This is a genomic window from Nitrosopumilus sp. S4 (assembly GCF_054515835.1).
In genome coordinates this window covers 101,637-121,925 of the sequence record NZ_CM137258.1, presented here as the reverse complement: position 1 = coordinate 121,925, position 20,289 = coordinate 101,637, and the positions used below count along the sequence as shown (strand labels likewise).

Genomic DNA, 20,289 nt, shown 5'->3' with positions numbered 1-20,289 from the left:
TTAATTTGAAAACACTGTAATTGTTTCAGAGTGATATCTGTATTTGATCTTAATGGTTGGTTCTTGTGTTGCATGTGCTTCTTGTAATACTCCATCTTGAGTTTCAAGAGATATAGTCCACTGATCAACTATTGGATCAATTGATGTAATTGAGAATCTCTCCAAAGCATTATCAGCACCACTATATCTAACTCTGAGTACTTGATCGCCATACATTATACTGGTTAATCCTCCACGATTATCCTTTGTACTTTGATTAATTGTACAATCATCTGTTCCTCCAATTACACACTGACCTTGAGGATCTGTTACTCTGAACTGTAGATTAGAATCTGAATTAGATGAATAGATGAGTGCTGGTTCTGCTACAACTTTACCATTAATTTCTATAGATTCTAGAGATGCCATCTCTGATGCCAATAGAGATACAGTTCTTGGATAACTATGAATAGTTGCTGATTCTGTAACTATTGATTTATCATACAAGTCAACTTTTCCTTGTAATTCATTACTTGCAAATGATGTAGAGGCTGGAACATTCCAATCAAATGTTACTTTGGTTTGACCAATTTCAAATAGTTGTGATTTTTGTTCAACAATTTGTCCATTGGCAATTAGTGATACTGTTCCATATGCAGATGAATTACTAGTAAAGACATAGATTTCAGGTCGGGTTGATGTACCACTTGGTTTGATGGATTCAACATCCATTTCAACGGATACCTTTGATGATTTGGTTGGCTTTACTCCAATTTGGTATGGTTTGGAATCAACAATGTTAAGATCCTCATCTAGTACGTGAATCCAATATTGTATACCAGGCTCTATTAAGAAATATGATGGTAGTGTTGCACTTACAAGATAAGACGTATCAGATACTGAAAGTGATTCAATATTCATCCTCATAGCAGCATACTGTTCTGTTGATTGGCCCATTGGAGTAGATCTTAGCTCAACACGTTTGAGTGCTGATTTACTATCAATGATTGCAGACACTGAAAGATCATCATTTTCTAGATAGAAGACAGATTGAGTTGAGGCCAAATGTTGTGTTTCATTGTTAATTTTGAATTTTACATCAAAGATTCTTGGAACATCAAGGGAAACTTCTGTCTCATCTCCTGGAGTTTCAGCTATTGTGATTGAACCAGAACAGGAATCAAGATAGATCGGTGATTGAACTGTATTCTTTGATCCTTCATTAATTTCAGTAACCTGAACCATCATGAATATCTCATCTGATGCAATTGGTGCTTCATAGAGATACTTGTCAATCTTGGTAAGTTGATTACTTTCTGCAAATGGTTGTAATTCAGCTAGTTTTGCATATATGGTTCCAGATTTTGTGGTGTGCAGAATTACTGTTGGTGGTTCCTCAGCATCACTAGATACAAGAATTCTTGCCATATTTTCATCACATTTGTCATATGTTACTTCATTGATTGTTAGTGGAGTTCCTAGAATTCCAGCATATCCAGATATTGAACCACCACGGCCACCGCCACCGCCACCGCCACCAATACCTCCAGTACCTCCAGTACCTCCAATACCTCCAGTACCTCCAGTACCTCCAGTACCTCCAGTACCAGAGCTCTTCTTTGAAGAAACAGACTTCTTTGAATAGTGGTCCGATTGTATCTCTACATCACAGAAGTTTGAATCAATTGTTGATGGTGTATTTGATAGAACTGTATCAATACCTATAGTCCATACTCCTCCAACAAGTGTGTGTACTTCAACATCTGCACATCCATTTTCAAGTGTTTGAATTTCTGAAGAAGATGGTTTAGGTACCATGACTGTCATTACTGGTTTTAATGCAAAATTAGAAGGATCTCCAAAGTTGAAACCAGTACCAAATTCTTCGTATCTTGATTTCACATCTATCTCCATTTCTAATTCATTATCGATTCCACTGCTAGCCAATGTTGGTGAATTGATATGTTCATTATCAACTTCAATTACTATCCAATCTTGAGTAAAGTTTCCAACTGAAGATGAGGTGTCTTTTGAAGTGATATCTAATTTTGATAAACCACCAAAGCTTGGGATAAGTGTAGGTTCAACTGGAAGTATGATTTGTTTTCCTGGAACAATCTTTGTTAAAGGTGGAGTAGAAATTAGTTGATGAGAAGTTGATTCAACTGATACTGCAACTGGAATAATTGCTGTAACTGATTTGTTAAGTGATAGAGTATACTTTGGAATCTTTAATGTATTTTGAACAATGGAACCACTTGTATCAACAGGATAATCATTTACATATTTAATATTTGATTGTAGGTTAATTGCATTATCTATACCAGATGTGTTATTCACACCTACCCTGATAATCTTAAGAGATTGAATTGATTTTTCAATTGTTGTAGAAGATGCACCTTCAATAATTGTAGCTGTAAATCCTTTAAGTGTGGTAAGTTGAGTTGAATTAAGATTTGGAGCGGTTTTAGCTATTGTTGGTGGAAGTTGTGACAGATCTGTTGCAACACTAAATATTTCAAATTCTACTAGAGGATTTACATCGTCACAACAAACTGAAACGATTGCTTCATCAACATCAACTACATTTCCTGTAGGAACTGTAATCATTGAAACAGTATAATCATTAACTGGAACTGAAAGTATTCTAATTTCACCACTAGTTGAATTTGCGTCATTAATTCCATTATCAGTAACATTTAGACTTCCAATTCCTGTCTGGGGGTTTGGCGTAATTGAGAATGAGGAGCCTCCAACTAACAGATTATTATTGGTGATTCTGATCTTTAATGTTCCCACCAAAATAAGATCATCATCAAGGGAGAGTGATTCGTTTAGGGAGATGGAGAATGTCTTAGTTATTGCATCTTGTAGTGGGAGTGACTCTGCCAGTGAGATGGAGAATGTCTTAGTTATTGCGTCATTGAGTGGGAGTGATTCGATTAGGGAGATAGAGAATGCATTAACAGTTTCAACTACACCATCATCAAGAGATAGTGATTCGTCAAGGGAGATTGGGAATGATTTGGAGACTGCATCTTGTAGTGGGAGTGATTCGATTAGTGAGATGGAGAATGTCTTAGTTATTGCGTCATTGAGTGGGAGTGATTCGTCTAGGGAGAGGGAGAATGATTTGGAGACTGCATCTTGTAGTGGGAGTGATTCGATTAGGGAGAGGGAGAATGATTTGGAGACTGCATCTTGTAGTGGGAGTGATTCGTTTAGGGAGAGGGAGAATGTCTTAGTTATTGCGTCATTGAGTGGGAGTGATTCGATTAGGGAGAGGGAGAATGTCTTGGAGACTGCATCTTGTAGTGATAGAGACTCTGTGAGAGATGCAAAGAATGTCTTGGAGATTAGATCATTGAGTGGGAGTGATTCGTCTAGTGAGAGGGAGAATGATTTGGAGACTGCATCTTGTAGTGGGAGTGACTCTGCTAGGGAGATGGAGAATGTCTTGGAGATTGCATCTTGTAGTGATAGAGACTCTGCTAGGGAGATGGAGAATGTCTTAGTTATTGCATCTTGTAGTGGGAGTGACTCTGTGAGAGATGCAAAGAATGTCTTGGAGATTAGATCATTGAGTGGGAGTGATTCGTCTAGTGAGATGGAGAATGATTTGGAGACTGCATCTTGTAGTGATAGAGACTCTGCTAGGGAGATGGAGAATGTCTTAGTTATTGCATCTTGTAGTGGGAGTGACTCTGTGAGAGATGCAAAGAATGTCTTGGAGATTAGATCATTGAGTGGGAGTGATTCGTCTAGTGAGATGGAGAATGATTTGGAGACTGCATCTTGTAGTGGGAGTGACTCTGCTAGTGAGATGGAGAATGTCTTAGTTATTGCATCTTGTAGTGGGAGTGATTCGATTAGGGAGATAGAGAATGTCTTGGAGATTGCATCTTGTAGTGGGAGTGACTCTGTGAGAGATGCAAAGAATGTCTTGGAGATTAGATCATTGAGTGGGAGTGATTCGTCTAGTGAGAGGGAGAATGATTTGGAGACTGCATCTTGTAGTGGGAGTGACTCTGCTAGGGAGATGGAGAATGTCTTGGAGATTGCATCTTGTAGTGATAGAGACTCTGCTAGGGAGATGGAGAATGTCTTAGTTATTGCATCTTGTAGTGGGAGTGACTCTGTGAGAGATGCAAAGAATGTCTTGGAGATTAGATCATTGAGTGGGAGTGATTCGATTAGGGAGATAGAGAATGTCTTGGAGACTGCATCTTGTAGTGGGAGTGACTCTGCTAGGGAGATGGAGAATGTCTTAGTTATTGCATCTTGTAGTGGGAGTGATTCGATTAGGGAGAGGGAGAATGATTTGGAGACTGCATCTTGTAGTGGGAGTGACTCTGTGAGAGATGCAAAGAATGTCTTGGAGATTAGATCATTGAGTGGGAGTGATTCGATTAGGGAGAGGGAGAATGTCTTGGAGATTAGATCATTGAGTGGGAGTGATTCGATTAGGGAGAGGGAGAATGATTTGGAGACTGCATCTTGTAGTGGGAGTGACTCTGTGAGAGATGCAAAGAATGTCTTGGAGATTAGATCATTGAGTGGGAGTGATTCGATTAGGGAGAGGGAGAATGTCTTGGAGACTGCATCTTGTAGTGGGAGTGACTCTGCTAGGGAGACGGAGAATGTCTTAGTTATTGCATCTTGTAGTGGGAGTGATTCGATTAGGGAGAGGGAGAATGATTTGGAGATTGCATCTTGTAGTGGGAGTGACTCTGTGAGAGATGCAAAGAATGTCTTGGAGATTAGATCATTGAGTGGGAGTGATTCGATTAGGGAGATAGAGAATGTCTTGGAGATTAGATCATTGAGTGGGAGTGATTCGATTAGGGAGATAGAGAATGTCTTAGTTATTGCATCTTGTAGTGGGAGTGATTCGATTAGGGAGATAGAGAATGTCTTAGTTATTGCATCTTGTAGTGGGAGTGACTCTGTGAGAGATGCAAAGAATGTCTTGGAGATTGCGTCATTGAGTGGGAGTGATTCGTCTAGTGAGATGGAGAATGTCTTGGAGATTAGATCATTGAGTGGGAGTGATTCGTCTAGTGAGATGGAGAATGTCTTGGAGATTAGATCATTGAGTGGGAGTGACTCTGTGAGAGATGCAAAGAATGTCTTGGAGATTAGATCATTGAGTGGGAGTGATTCGATTAGGGAGAGGGAGAATGATTTGGAGATTAGATCATTGAGTGGGAGTGATTCGATTAGGGAGACGGAGAATGTCTTGGAGATTAGATCATTGAGTGGGAGTGATTCGTCTAGTGAGATGGAGAATGTCTTGGAGACTGCATCTTGTAGTGGGAGTGACTCTGTGAGAGATGCAAAGAATGTCTTGGAGATTAGATCATTGAGTGGGAGTGACTCTGCTAGGGAGACGGAGAATGTCTTGGAGATTGCATCTTGTAGTGATAGAGACTCTGCTAGGGAGATGGAGAATGTCTTAGTTATTGCATCTTGTAGTGATAGAGACTCTGCTAGGGAGATGGAGAATGTCTTAGTTATTGCATCTTGTAGTGGGAGTGACTCTGTGAGAGATGCAAAGAATGATTTGGAGATTAGATCATTGAGTGGGAGTGATTCGTCTAGTGAGATGGAGAATGTCTTAGTTATTGCGTCATTGAGTGGGAGTGATTCGTCTAGTGAGATGGAGAATGTCTTAGTTATTGCATCTTGTAGTGATAGAGACTCTGCTAGGGAGACGGAGAATGTCTTGGAGATTGCATCATTGAGTGGGAGTGATTCGTCTAGTGAGATGGAGAATGTCTTGGAGACTGCATCATTGAGTGGGAGTGATTCGATTAGGGAGACGGAGAATGTCTTGGAGACTGCATCATTGAGTGGGAGTGATTCGTCTAGTGAGATGGAGAATGTCTTGGAGATTAGATCATTGAGTGGGAGTGATTCGATTAGGGAGATGGAGAATGTCTTGGAGACTGCGTCATTGAGTGGGAGTGATTCGTCTAGTGAGATGGAGAATGTCTTAGTTATTGCGTCTTGTAGTGGGAGTGACTCTGTGAGAGATGCAAAGAATGATTTGGAGATTAGATCATTGAGTGGGAGTGATTCGTCTAGTGAGACGGAGAATGATTTGGAGACTGCATCTTGTAGTGGGAGTGACTCTGTGAGAGATGCAAAGAATGTCTTGGAGATTGCGTCATTGAGTGGGAGTGATTCGATTAGGGAGATGGAGAATGTCTTGGAGATTAGATCATTGAGTGGGAGTGATTCGTCTAGTGAGATGGAGAATGTCTTGGAGATTGCATCTTGTAGTGATAGAGACTCTGCTAGGGAGACGGAGAATGTCTTGGAGACTGCGTCATTGAGTGGGAGTGATTCGTCTAGTGAGATGGAGAATGTCTTGGAGATTGCATCTTGTAGTGATAGAGACTCTGCTAGGGAGATGGAGAATGTCTTGGAGATTGCGTCATTGAGTGGGAGTGATTCGTCTAGTGAGATGGAGAATGTCTTAGTTATTGCGTCTTGTAGTGGGAGTGACTCTGTGAGAGATGCAAAGAATGTCTTGGAGATTAGATCATTGAGTGGGAGTGATTCGTCTAGTGAGACGGAGAATGTCTTGGAGATTAGATCATTGAGTGGGAGTGATTCGTCTAGTGAGATGGAGAATGTCTTGGAGATTGCGTCATTGAGTGGGAGTGATTCGTCTAGTGAGATGGAGAATGTCTTGGAGACTGCATCTTGTAGTGATAGAGACTCTGCTAGGGAGACGGAGAATGTCTTGGAGACTGCGTCATTGAGTGGGAGTGATTCGTCTAGTGAGATGGAGAATGTCTTGGAGATTGCATCTTGTAGTGATAGAGACTCTGCTAGGGAGACGGAGAATGTCTTGGAGATTGCGTCATTGAGTGGGAGTGATTCGTCTAGTGAGATGGAGAATGTCTTGGAGATTAGATCATTGAGTGGGAGTGATTCGTCTAGTGAGATGGAGAATGTCTTGGAGATTGCGTCATTGAGTGGGAGTGATTCGATTAGGGAGATAGAGAATGTCTTGGAGACTGCATCTTGTAGTGGGAGTGACTCTGCTAGGGAGATGGAGAATGTCTTAGTTATTGCATCTTGTAGTGGGAGTGATTCGATTAGGGAGAGGGAGAATGATTTGGAGACTGCATCTTGTAGTGGGAGTGACTCTGTGAGAGATGCAAAGAATGTCTTGGAGATTAGATCATTGAGTGGGAGTGATTCGATTAGGGAGAGGGAGAATGATTTGGAGATTAGATCATTGAGTGGGAGTGATTCGATTAGGGAGAGGGAGAATGATTTGGAGACTGCATCTTGTAGTGGGAGTGACTCTGTGAGAGATGCAAAGAATGTCTTGGAGATTAGATCATTGAGTGGGAGTGATTCGATTAGGGAGAGGGAGAATGTCTTGGAGACTGCATCTTGTAGTGGGAGTGACTCTGCTAGGGAGACGGAGAATGTCTTAGTTATTGCATCTTGTAGTGGGAGTGATTCGATTAGGGAGAGGGAGAATGATTTGGAGATTGCATCTTGTAGTGGGAGTGACTCTGTGAGAGATGCAAAGAATGTCTTGGAGATTAGATCATTGAGTGGGAGTGATTCGATTAGGGAGATAGAGAATGTCTTGGAGACTGCATCTTGTAGTGGGAGTGACTCTGCTAGGGAGATGGAGAATGTCTTAGTTATTGCATCTTGTAGTGGGAGTGATTCGATTAGGGAGAGGGAGAATGATTTGGAGATTAGATCATTGAGTGGGAGTGATTCGTCTAGTGAGATGGAGAATGTCTTGGAGATTGCGTCATTGAGTGGGAGTGATTCGTCTAGTGAGATGGAGAATGTCTTAGTTATTGCGTCTTGTAGTGGGAGTGACTCTGTGAGAGATGCAAAGAATGTCTTGGAGATTAGATCATTGAGTGGGAGTGATTCGTCTAGTGAGACGGAGAATGTCTTGGAGATTGCATCTTGTAGTGATAGAGACTCTGCTAGGGAGACGGAGAATGTCTTGGAGATTAGATCATTGAGTGGGAGTGATTCGATTAGGGAGATAGAGAATGTCTTAGTTATTGCATCTTGTAGTGGGAGTGATTCGATTAGGGAGATAGAGAATGTCTTAGTTATTGCATCTTGTAGTGGGAGTGATTCGTCTAGTGAGATGGAGAATGTCTTGGAGATTGCATCTTGTAGTGGGAGTGACTCTGTGAGAGATGCAAAGAATGTCTTGGAGATTAGATCATTGAGTGGGAGTGATTCGTCTAGTGAGATGGAGAATGTCTTAGTTATTGCGTCATTGAGTGGGAGTGATTCGATTAGGGAGATGGAGAATGTCTTGGAGATTGCGTCATTGAGTGGGAGTGATTCGTCTAGTGAGACGGAGAATGTCTTGGAGATTAGATCATTGAGTGGGAGTGATTCGTCTAGTGAGATGGAGAATGTCTTGGAGATTGCATCTTGTAGTGATAGAGACTCTGCTAGGGAGACGGAGAATGTCTTGGAGATTAGATCATTGAGTGGGAGTGATTCGTCTAGTGAGATGGAGAATGTCTTGGAGATTGCATCTTGTAGTGGGAGTGACTCTGCTAGGGAGACGGAGAATGTCTTGGAGACTGCATCTTGTAGTGATAGAGACTCTGCTAGGGAGACGGAGAATGTCTTGGAGACTGCATCTTGTAGTGATAGAGACTCTGCTAGGGAGACGGAGAATGTCTTGGAGACTGCATCTTGTAGTGGGAGTGACTCTGCTAGGGAGACGGAGAATGTCTTGGAGACTGCGTCATTGAGTGGGAGTGATTCGTCTAGTGAGACGGAGAATGTCTTGGAGACTGCGTCATTGAGTGGGAGTGATTCGTCTAGTGAGACGGAGAATGATCTTGCAATGTCATCTTGAAGTGAGAGTGACTCTGTGAGAGAAATAGAGAATGATTTGTCTGTATCAATATTATCAACTAGTGAGAGTGATTCTGTGAGAGAAATAGAGAATGATTTGTCTGTATCAATATTATCAACTAGTGAGAGTGATTCTGTGAGAGAAATGAAAATATCATTAGTGTTTTCTATAGTATCATTTATTGACAAATTTTCGTTTAGGGGAATTGATATTTGACGATTTATAGAATCATTAAATGATAAAGTTTCTTCCAGTGAAACAAATGTTGTCACAGGTACTCTATAATGAATTCTCATCATTACAATATCAACTGATACATCATCGTTTCCACTACCACCCATTGCAAATGTTAGTTGAGCACCAAAGTCAGGATCAGTTACAGTTGTAACATTTAATCCTGTAAATCCATGCAATGATGTTGCACCGCCAAAAGTGTGAACTGTTCCTTCAGTTGCATCAAATGTTACATGGGTAGTAGTATTTCCACTAGAGTGTAGGTTTCCAAGTTGATTATACAAGGTTACATCAGAAACACTACCTGATGGGGCACCATTATGCAAAAATCCTTCAATCACAAATTCAATTCCTTCAATGAATGCATTTGATGGAATTTGAGTACCGCCACCAGTACCAGTAGTGAAACCAAATCCATGTAATTGGAGAGTCTCTGTATCTACACATTCAGCATATTGACCATCATCAGCAGCTACATTACCAGGTTTGAAACAACCTGCTGTTGTAATATCTGTAGAAACAGCATATGACGTAGTAAACTCAGATGCAAAATTTGCAAACATGCTATCATTGAACGAAAGAGATTCTGTGAGAGAGATTAATGGTCTTTTGAAGCTAGTAGTATCAATTAAGGATAAAGATTCTGTGAGAGAGACTTTAATAGAATTTATGGATTCAACTGTTCCATCAGATAAGAAAAGTGATTCTGTGAGAGATGTAGATATATTTTTGTTGATGCTGTCCTGTAGGGAAAGAGATTCTGTGAGAGATGATGAGAATGCGTTTATGGATTCAACTGTTCCATCAGATAGGGAAAGAGATTCTGTGAGAGAGACGGATGAAGTTTTGCCAGTTATTACAGTATCTGCAAATGATAGTGATTCTGTGAGAGAGACGGATGGCTTGGTGAAGCTAGTAGTGTCAGCTAGTGAAAGTGATTCAAATAGATTAACAGGTAATATTACTCTAAAATCGATACTAAAAGTCATTGATTCAAAGAGAGAAATTGATGGTCTTTTGAAGCTAGTAGCGTCAACTAATGATAGAGATTCTGTGAGAGAGACGGATGAAGTTTTTGCAACGTTGTCTTGAAGAGAAATATTCTCTAATAGAGATAAAGTGAATGTTTTGTCAGTATCTACAACATCATCAAGTGATAATGATTCTGTGAGAGATAAAGCGAATGTTTTGTCAGTATCCAAGGCATCATCAAGTGATAATGATTCTGTGAGAGAGACGGATGAAGTTTTTGCAACGTTGTCTTGAAGAGAAAGGGATTCGGTTAAAGATACAACAAAGTCTATAGGTGTTCTGAAATGAATTCGCATTTGAACATGATCAATTGAAATATCATCGTTTCCACTACCAACCATTGCAAATGTTAATTGAGCACCAAAGTCAGGATCAGTTACAATTGCTTGAGTTAACGTATCAAAACCATGTAATGATGTTGCACCGCCAAACGTATGAACTGTTCCTGTAGTTGCATCAAATGTTACATGAGTAGTAGTATTTCCACTAGAGTGTAGGTTTCCATTTTCATCATACAATGTAACATCAGTGATTAGACCAGATATGGCACCATCGTTTAGGAATCCTTCAACAATAAACTCAATTCCTTCAATGAATGCATTTGATGGAATTTGAGTACCGCCACCAGTACCAGTAGTGAAACCAAATCCTTTGAGTTGAAGTGTCTCATTGTTTACACATTCTGAATAAGTATTATCATCAGCTGCTACATTGTTAGGATTTTTACAAGAGCCTGCATTATTTGAAGGGAATGCATATACTGTGACCTTATTAGTTGATATTGATTCAGCTGCAGATGCATCAAGTGAAAGTGATTCTGTGAGAGAGACGGATGGCTTGGTGAAGCTAGTAGTGTCAGCTAGTGAAAGTGATTCTGTGAGAGAGACGGATGGCTTGGTGAAGCTAGTAGTGTCAGCTAGTGAAAGTGATTCTGAAAGAGAAACACGTATTGGATTGACTTTAATTGTTCCATCATCAAGTGAGAGTGATTCATCTAACTCAACTAAAGTTTCACCACCACCAATTGCCAATATCTGAAGATCAAATGATAATGATTCAGTTAGAGAGATTGAAACATCTTGAATACTATCAATGACTCCATCATCAAGTGCTAATGTCTCAGACAATGATACTGATGAAAGTTTTGTCGATTCAACAGTGTCACTAAGGGTTAATGTCTCACTATGACTAGTTGAGGTTATGGCCCTGTTCACTTCAACTCCTAAAAATGCAGGGGTTGAAGCTTTTGAGAGAGTGACAGCAAGAGTTGTTGGAAGCGATGTAGAAGGATCACGACTAACAAGATCTACTTCATGTTTGTTACCTCCTGATTGGGTCAAATGAAGATCTACTACACTTCCACCACTTCCAGAAGCTGAACCTTGATCTTGGTTGGAGAGGGCACCAAGAAGTATGTTGGCTGGAGAAACATCGGTAAATGTTATGGTGGTGGTAGTTGATGTTTTTCTCTCAGAGATTGGATTTGTTCCATTAACACCAGATAGATACCATGCACCTGCACCAAAGGATTTGAATGATCCAAGTAGAGTAACTGTAACATTACATGCTGATCCATGATTTGTTGGGTTTGTGATGTACCAGATTTCAGCTTTGGATTCTGCGTTTGAAAAAGAGGCAATTCCGGTATTGACAAGAGACTCAGCAGATACGGTGTTACATCCAGTATTACCACCATATGTTACACTTAGAACTTGTGCAGCAGCAAGAGTAGAATCTATGCCTACACCTACAAAAACTGCATCATTTGCACTATCAGCAGATGTATTAATTGTAAAGGTTTGTGGGCTGGTTGAAGCCATAGAAGACATGCCTCCAGTAGTTGTTTTTGTTGCAGGATCGTTTGCAACAAACCAAGGTCTTGCCTCAGTAAAGTTTCCAGAACTGTGAATGATTTGTATTTCTCCAAGTGGATATAATTCTGGAAATACTAGTGGAACAGAGTAAGAATACTCTACTGCAGTTTTATTACCAATGAGTTCTTTTGTCCAAGTAAGTTCCTTGTGATTACCAACTGTGGTTATGTTAGCATCAGTATTGCTTATCTCAAAAACTGATGGAACTCTTTCTATGAGATCTATGCTATTTCCAGTTACAAAGGATTCTACATCTACTCTAACATCAAATAGATTAGGATTAGTAATAGGATCAATTTTACTTTGTGCTGTTCTGATTATATCAAATTCAAAGAAGTCTGCTACGTCAAATGTTGTACTAAATGTAGTATTGATTCCAGAGTCAATTGCGTGGATATTTACATTATGTGTTCCTTCTAATGAAACTAAATACTGAGAATCATACAAACCACATTCTTCATTTGGATTTATTCCATCCCCAGACTTTAGTAATGTAATTCCTGAATTTGGATCCACAATAGTCATTGTCAAATCAGCATTACATACTGGATGTCCAAGATTATCAAGTACAACAATTACAAATTCAGCAGTCTCACCTGGTTTGTAGATACTCTTTTTGGTGTTAAGTGACACAAGACCCCATGCAAATTCATCTTCAATGATGTGAGTTTGGTCATTATCTGTGAAGATAGTTTTAATCTTATAGATTCCAGGCTGTTTAGCATAATCAGATAAGAGTTTTAAGCTGACTTTTCCTTCTCGAATTGTCTCATAGGTAGAATCAATTTCAATGAGGTTTCCTTTTGGATCATAAACCTCAATTGTTATTGTTTTCTGAGAATCTACCCAGTTTCCTTTCTGAATTGGCTTAATTTCAGCGGTTTCTTCAACTGATTTTATAATATCTTTGAGTCGATTGGCATTTTGAGGATTATCCTTTTCTAAATGTTTGATAGTTGGTTTGATATGAGTAATAATTTGTTTTACTTTATTCTTAATCTCTTTTAGTTCTTTTTCATTAAATTCATTATTGCTTGATAATTCATTAATTTTTTCTTTAAGTTCATCAATTTCATTTTTAATGTCTTGAATTTGATCTAATTCCTTTATGATGATATCAGTTGCATTATCTAATCTATTTTTTTCATCTAAAATAATTTTTGAAGATCTGTTAAATTCAAATTCAAATTCTGCATCCTCATGTATCAGATAGCTTTCTTTTACGGATGTTAGTGTAGGAATGAATGTGGAATTCATTAAAGCATTATTTTCATTAGAATTAATTTGTACATCTAGTGATAGTGATTCCAAAAATACAATATTGTATGAGCCATTGATGGATACACTAGCAGTATCAGTAAATTCTAGTGATTCTGAAAGTGATATCAGATTGACATTGTTTATTGTTGCCTGAACAATATCAGTTAATGATAATGATTCAGTTATAGTTTGTATTTCATTATTCTCTGAAATATTATTAGAAATGATTGTGGCTACAACTTCATCAGAAAATTTCATTACTTCAATTGATGATTTATTTGTAGAATCATTTACTTTGCCGTTTATTTTGTATGTAACATAATCTGTAAATGATATTGATTGGACTGTTGATGGTGTAAGTCCTTGTGTATCAATTGTAGAAACAAGAATTGTTTCAGAAACAGTTGAATTGTTTACAAATACCGTTACATGATCAGTAAATGAGAGTAATTGTGACTCAAATGGAAGATTGAAACTATCAGAAGGTGTAACATATTCTCCATAGATTTTATTGATTTGATCTTCGGTAAGTGCTTCTTTGTATATTAATACATCATCAATTGTACCAGAAAAGTGGTTTGATAGGCTTATCTTGCTTCTGAGAGTGTTAAGATAGGCACCAATAATCAGATCAGATTCATTTTCAGCAATTTCTGATGGAACAGGAGTTACATCACCTTCCAGAATTTTAAATGATTCAGGAATTGTTGTTTTAGCTTCAAGATCGCCATTTAGGTATAGTGAAATTTCTGTTCCGTTAATTACTGCTACAAGATGTGACCAATCATTAATTTGTGAATTACCTTCGATTTTTGTCCATGTGATTCCATCAAAAATAGCAAATGTTGGAATTTTTTCTGGAGAATAAATATTATTAATTCCAAGTACAAATGAATTTTCTTTTGAAACTACAGTAAATTCTGCTGAACCTGATTTGTAATCCGGATTAATCCATGTAGATATAGTAAGTTTGCTAAGTTGAGTGTTTAATGATTCTTCTACAACAGGAACATAATTTTTTGTATCATTAAATGTTATAGAGTTTTTAGTGGAATTAGATAAGTCGTTTATTGTTGCATTTACATTTATTATATCAGTATTTGTAGAATTTGTAGTAATTTTTGGTGTCAATACATTAATTGCTTTTAATTCTTTTTCTTTTTCAACAATTTTTATTTCTGTTGAATTAGTTAATGATTGAATAAAGGGTAATGTTTGTAAATAGATTTCTTTAATTTGTTCTGCAGTGAGGTATACATTAAATATATTAATTTCTTTTATTTCGCCACGGAATTTTTTTGTTACTTCATCAATAGTTCTATGATTTTCAAGTGATGCACCAACAATTACATCAGAAGATGTTGCAATTGTTTCAATAGTTTTTGGTTCTAGTTGTCCATCAAGATTAATTGAAATTCTTTCTAATGATTCATTAACATTGGATAGTGAACCATTTGTGTAGATTGATAGTGTTGTTCCATTAAATGTTGCAGCTATATGAGACCAATCATCACCAATTTTTGTTGAAGTTTCTACTGTATGCCATTTAATTCCATCAAAAACAGCAAATTTTGCTATGTGTTGTGGAGCAATATTGTTATTGATTGTGAGTGCAAATGATTTTTCTTTTGAAACTACAGTAAATTCTGAAGATCCACCAGAATAATCAGGATTAATCCATGCAGTAACTGAGAGGTTTGTAATATCACTAGTAGAATTTCCATCATTTGAGACATAACCATCTCCATCAAGAATTAGGCTTGATTCAGTCTCCTTGAGATATACATCTCCAATAAAGCGAGAACCGTTAACTTGAGAATCAAATTTCCAGGTTTCAGTAGCATTTGGTAAAATAACTGGTATACCTGTAGAGTTTGTGCCTGGGATGGCTGTACCGTTAACTGGTATACCTGTAGAGTTTGTGCCTGGGATGGCTGTACCGTTAACTGGTATACCTGTAGAGTTTGTGCCTGGGATGGCTGTACCGTTAACTGGTATACCTGTAGAGTTTGTGCCTGGGATGGCTGTACCGTTAACTGGTATACCTGTAGAGTTTGTGCCTGGGATGGCTGTACCGTTAACTGGTATACCTGTAGAGTTTGTGCCTGGGATGGCTGTACCGTTAACTGGTATACCTGTAGAGTTTGTTAGATTATCATTTTGTTCATCAATATTAGTGCCGTTAATTATTGAATCAATGATCGATTCTGTTCCTGATGTTGAATTAGTAGTCAATGGATTATTGATCGATGTTTGATTAGAAGATGAAACCCCAGTAGATTCTGTATCTTCAGCTGGTGTAGAAGATGAGGTGGTATCTACTGGGGTAGATGTGTTATCAGAACTGTTAGTGATAGAATCAATGATCGATTCTGTTCCTGATGTTGAATTAGTAGTCAATGGATTATTGATCGATGTTTGATTAGAAGATGAAACCCCAGTAGATTCTGTATCTTCAGCTGGTGTAGAAGAAGATGAGGTGGTATCTACTGGGGTAGATGTGTTATCAGAAGTTGAATCCTCAGAAGTTACTGTATCTTCAGCTGGTGTAGAAGAAGATGAGGTGGTATCTGAGGCAGTTTGATTAGTAGAAGATGAAACCCCAGTAGATTCTGTATCTTCAGCTGGTGTAGAAGAAGATGAGGTGGTATCTACTGGGGTAGATGTGTTATCAGAAGTTGAATCCTCAGAAGTTACTGTATCTTCAGCTGGTGTAGAAGAAGATGAGGTGGTATCTGAGGCAGTTTGATTAGTAGAAGATGAAACCCCAGTAGATTCTGTATCTTCAGCTGGTGTAGAAGAAGATGAGGTGGTATCTACTGGGGTAGATGTGTTATCAGAAGTTGAATCCTCAGAAGTTACTGTATCTTCAGCTGGTGTAGAAGAAGATGAGGTGGTATCTGAGGCAGTTTGATTAGTAGAAGATGAAACCCCAGTAGATTCTGTATCTTCAGCTGGTGTAGAAGAAGATGAGGTGGTATCTACTGGGGTAGATGTGTTATCAGAAGTTGAATCCTCAGAAGTTACTGTATCTTCAGCTGGTGTAGAAGAAGATGAGGTGGTATCTGAGGCAGTTTGATTAGTAGAAGATGAAACCCCAGTAGATTCTGTATCTTCAGCTGGTGTAGAAGAAGATGAGGTGGTATCTACTGGGGTAGATGTGTTATCAGAAGTTGAATCCTCAGAAGTTACTGTATCTTCAGCTGGTGTAGAAGAAGATGAGGTGGTATCTGAGGCAGTTTGATTAGTAGAAGATGAAACCCCAGTAGATTCTGTATCTTCAGCTGGTGTAGAAGAAGATGAGGTGGTATCTACTGGGGTAGATGTGTTATCAGAAGTTGAATCCTCAGAAGTTACTGTATCTTCAGCTGGTGTAGAAGAAGATGAGGTGGTATCTGAGGCAGTTTGATTAGTAGAAGATGAAACCCCAGTAGATTCTGTATCTTCAGCTGGTGTAGAAGAAGATGAGGTGGTATCTACTGGGGTAGATGTGTTATCAGAAGTTGAATCCTCAGAAGTTACTGTATCTTCAGCTGGTGTAGAAGAAGATGAGGTGGTATCTGAGGCAGTTTGATTAGTAGAAGATGAAACCCCAGTAGATTCTGTATCTTCAGCTGGTGTAGAAGAAGATGAGGTGGTATCTACTGGGGTAGATGTGTTATCAGAAGTTGAATCCTCAGAAGTTACTGTATCTTCAGCTGGTGTAGAAGAAGATGAGGTGGTATCTACTGGGGTAGATGTGTTATCAGAAGTTGAATCCTCAGAAGTTACTGTATCTTCAGCTGGTGTAGAAGAAGATGAGGTGGTATCTGAGGCAGTTTGATTATCACCAAATACTGATTGATCAGCATAAGCCATTGGCCAATATGATGATGAAATAGAATAAGGTGTGATTACAATTGTTGATAAAATAATAACAACCAGAACAAAAGATAATGGTTGTTTAAATTTAGAAATTTTAAATTCAAAATCTTCAAAGCGAAGGAACAAAAATAAAATAAGTGGTGAAAAAACAATTAAAGCAAATTGTTGATCTGTTTCTGAAACAGAAATATTAGAAAGAGTGTCAAAGGAAGAAAATAATTTTAAGGTAGAATCAAATAAATTTTCTGAGAAAAATTGGAATTCATCATAAATGTTCAGATCAAGATCATGTTCTAAAATTAATAATGAATTGATTTGAATAAATGAATCAGTAGATAATGTTTCGAGTGAATTATTATCTAAAGTATCAATTAATTTATCAGATGATAAGATATTTAATTTTAGATTCTTTTTTCTATCTTTAGTTTTATCAATTGTAGTAACTCTATCAAATGTAGTTTGTGGTTGAATTATAAATGAATTAGAAAAAACAGAATTCTCAAATAATCCTGAATCAATATCTAAACTTTCAGACAGAAAAACAAATTTACCAAAAGTGTCAGATGTGGATATTCTTACTGGTTTAGATTGTGTAGAATCTTTTTTCATTGGTTGATTTGATGAGATTCCAACTGATTCCTGTAATGAAACAGAAATATTTCGTGTTTCTTTTGGTGCAGAAGAAACAGTTGGTGAGAAATCAGATGAGTCTGAATCTTCTATTGGAATATCAGCAAAGCCAAATGGAATGATGGATGTAACCAAAAATAAAATAAGGAAAATCGATAAAATAGTTCTCAATTAAAAACTCCCCCAACACAAAATGTTGCAAAAATATCTTGGTGTAGAAATTGATTTGCAAGGATTTGGTGTAGACTTTCGTCTGGGGGATTGAAAAACCAATTAATGCTATCCAAAGGATAGTCTAAGGTATCCACCTCATCTTCTTCTACACCAATGAAAAGTGATTCACGAAAAACAATAAGGAGGCTGGAAAAGAATCCATGAGGGCGATTCCATCATGGAAAATAAATTAATTCATTGATCCATTTTGGATCTTTAATCAAATGATAATTTTAAGCAAAAAATATGTTTTAAAAATTATTTTAAAATTTGTATAAATTAGGATTTAAAAATTTTTAATAAAAATTATTTTCAACCTACAAAGATGCTACATCATATTGACCAAAATTAATTTCTTTAATTTGACTTTTTCCAGCTGGAAGAACACGGACAAAATCATCTAATGTAATTTTTTTTGTAATTTCTTCTTCTAATTTTAAAAATTCAATTCGAATTTTTTTAGCTGCATCCACCATTTCTAATCCATGAGGTTCAATGATTGCATAACAAATAGAATTTCTAATAATTGGAATCACAGGACCGCATGTCAATGCATAACCATCATCTTGTGGAATAATCCCAACAGCCAATCGAAGTGTTTCTGATTTGATAAAATTTCGTTGTCCATCAATAGTAAAAGATCCTTTTGGTAAGAATTCTCCACTTGGTGCTGATTTTTTTACTTGTTCGGGATTTACCCAATATGCACTTACACCATACATTCCTTCTTTCCATGCTCTACTAAAACAAACTGTTGCATCTGCAACTTCATTCATACTTTTATCAGAAGCATTTAGTGCATCTTTTAAAATAAAAAATGGTGAACCAAAAATATCTGCATGAAATATTTTATCATTTTTTACTAAATGTTTTCTAACAACGGCTGAATTAGACGCTGCATCTCTTCCACCAATTGCAAGTAATCCATCAGTAGTGACAAACCATCTGTACCGCTCATACCAATTTTTCTTTCTAATTTCTGTAACTAATGATAAATCTTTTTCAGACTCTGTTTTATTTTGAAATTTTTGAAGTTTTGCTTGTGTTTTTTCTTTAATATTCTGAATTGACTTGATTGCAGATGATTGTTTTTTTGCTTCATTAAATAAAACAGACGCAATAGATTGTAGAGGCGAATGAGGGTTAATGTGAATTTTTTCATCGTGAATGACAAGTAATGAATTTCCTTTTTCCTTAACAAGTTTAGAATTATGATGTGATAAAATATTTTGTGCACGAGTATCTTCTATTGATATGATTCCTTGGGATATCATTTCATAAAGGGAATTAGCAACAGATGAAATATTCATAGAGCGCTCTTTAACAATTTCAATAGCTTTTTCTTGTTCGCTAATCTGAGTTTCTAATTCTTTAATTTTTTTATCAGATCCAGATGATTGAATAGTTTTACCTTTATTTACAATGCTTTCAGTAAATACTGTATCCAATCCTTCAATGAAACTTTTTACAGGTATTATTTCTCCTTCTAGATTTTTAAAGTTTAATGGAAGAACTTCTGTAGATTCATTTCTAACTATTACTGGTTCATGATTTCCAGAAATTACATCTGATACAATTGTTGTTGTTGTCTCAAATAATTTATTGATCTCCTCTGATGATAATAGATTTCCTATTTTTTTGGAATCAATTTTTGAGATTTCAAATATAGCTTCAACATATTTTTTTGGTAATCCCAGCGTTCTACCTAACCATTTAGCAGATGCAAGATCAGATTTTTTTAGTTCATCAAAATCAGATATACTAATATTAAAAATATCAAGTCCATTTCCTGGTGGTGGTACATAATCTAATCCAACACTTAGCTTTCTATGTCTAACATCTATGGAGTGTTGCAGTGCAAGAATTTTCATGTCGCTATTGCAAAGTAAAATATTTCCATCTCCAAAAAATTCTCCAACTAAAACAAACTCCTTTCCAAATCCTTCAAATGTAAAATATGCTATTCTCTCGGATCCTATTTGTTCAATTTTTTTTAATTTTAATCTTAAAAGATCATTTCTTAATCGTTTAAGAAGTCTATTTGGCTCAATTTGTTCAATTTTTACTGTAGTTAACCAAACACCAGAAGTTGAAATCATCATAAAAAGATCATTTTTCTCAGTATGATGTAACTTGAACAGAATACTATCCTTAGTAATTCCATAAACATTACTGATATAGTAATCCTGAACTTGATCGGAAATCTGATTAACTAAGTATCTAAGCTCGATTCCGGATAATGGCATAACTAACTTATTTTGTATCTAAAATTATACCCTTGCTATGAGTATGCATGTTTTATGACCAAAGATATTAAACATGGTTTAG

General features: G+C 37.2%; 2 protein-coding genes. Both read right to left on the bottom strand.

From position 1 onward, the window contains the following. Positions 1 to 17,919, bottom strand: coding sequence for a LamG-like jellyroll fold domain-containing protein (locus tag ACX119_RS00650; protein WP_459351243.1), 17,919 nt, complete (start codon positions 17,917 to 17,919; stop codon positions 1 to 3). Positions 17,920 to 18,278: 359 nt separating this feature from the next. Beyond that, positions 18,279 to 20,207: a ribosome rescue protein RqcH gene (rqcH, locus tag ACX119_RS00645; RefSeq protein WP_459351242.1), complete on the bottom strand. Its 1,929-nt coding sequence runs from the start codon at positions 20,205 to 20,207 to the stop codon at positions 18,279 to 18,281. Between the last annotated feature and the right edge of the window lie 82 nt (positions 20,208 to 20,289).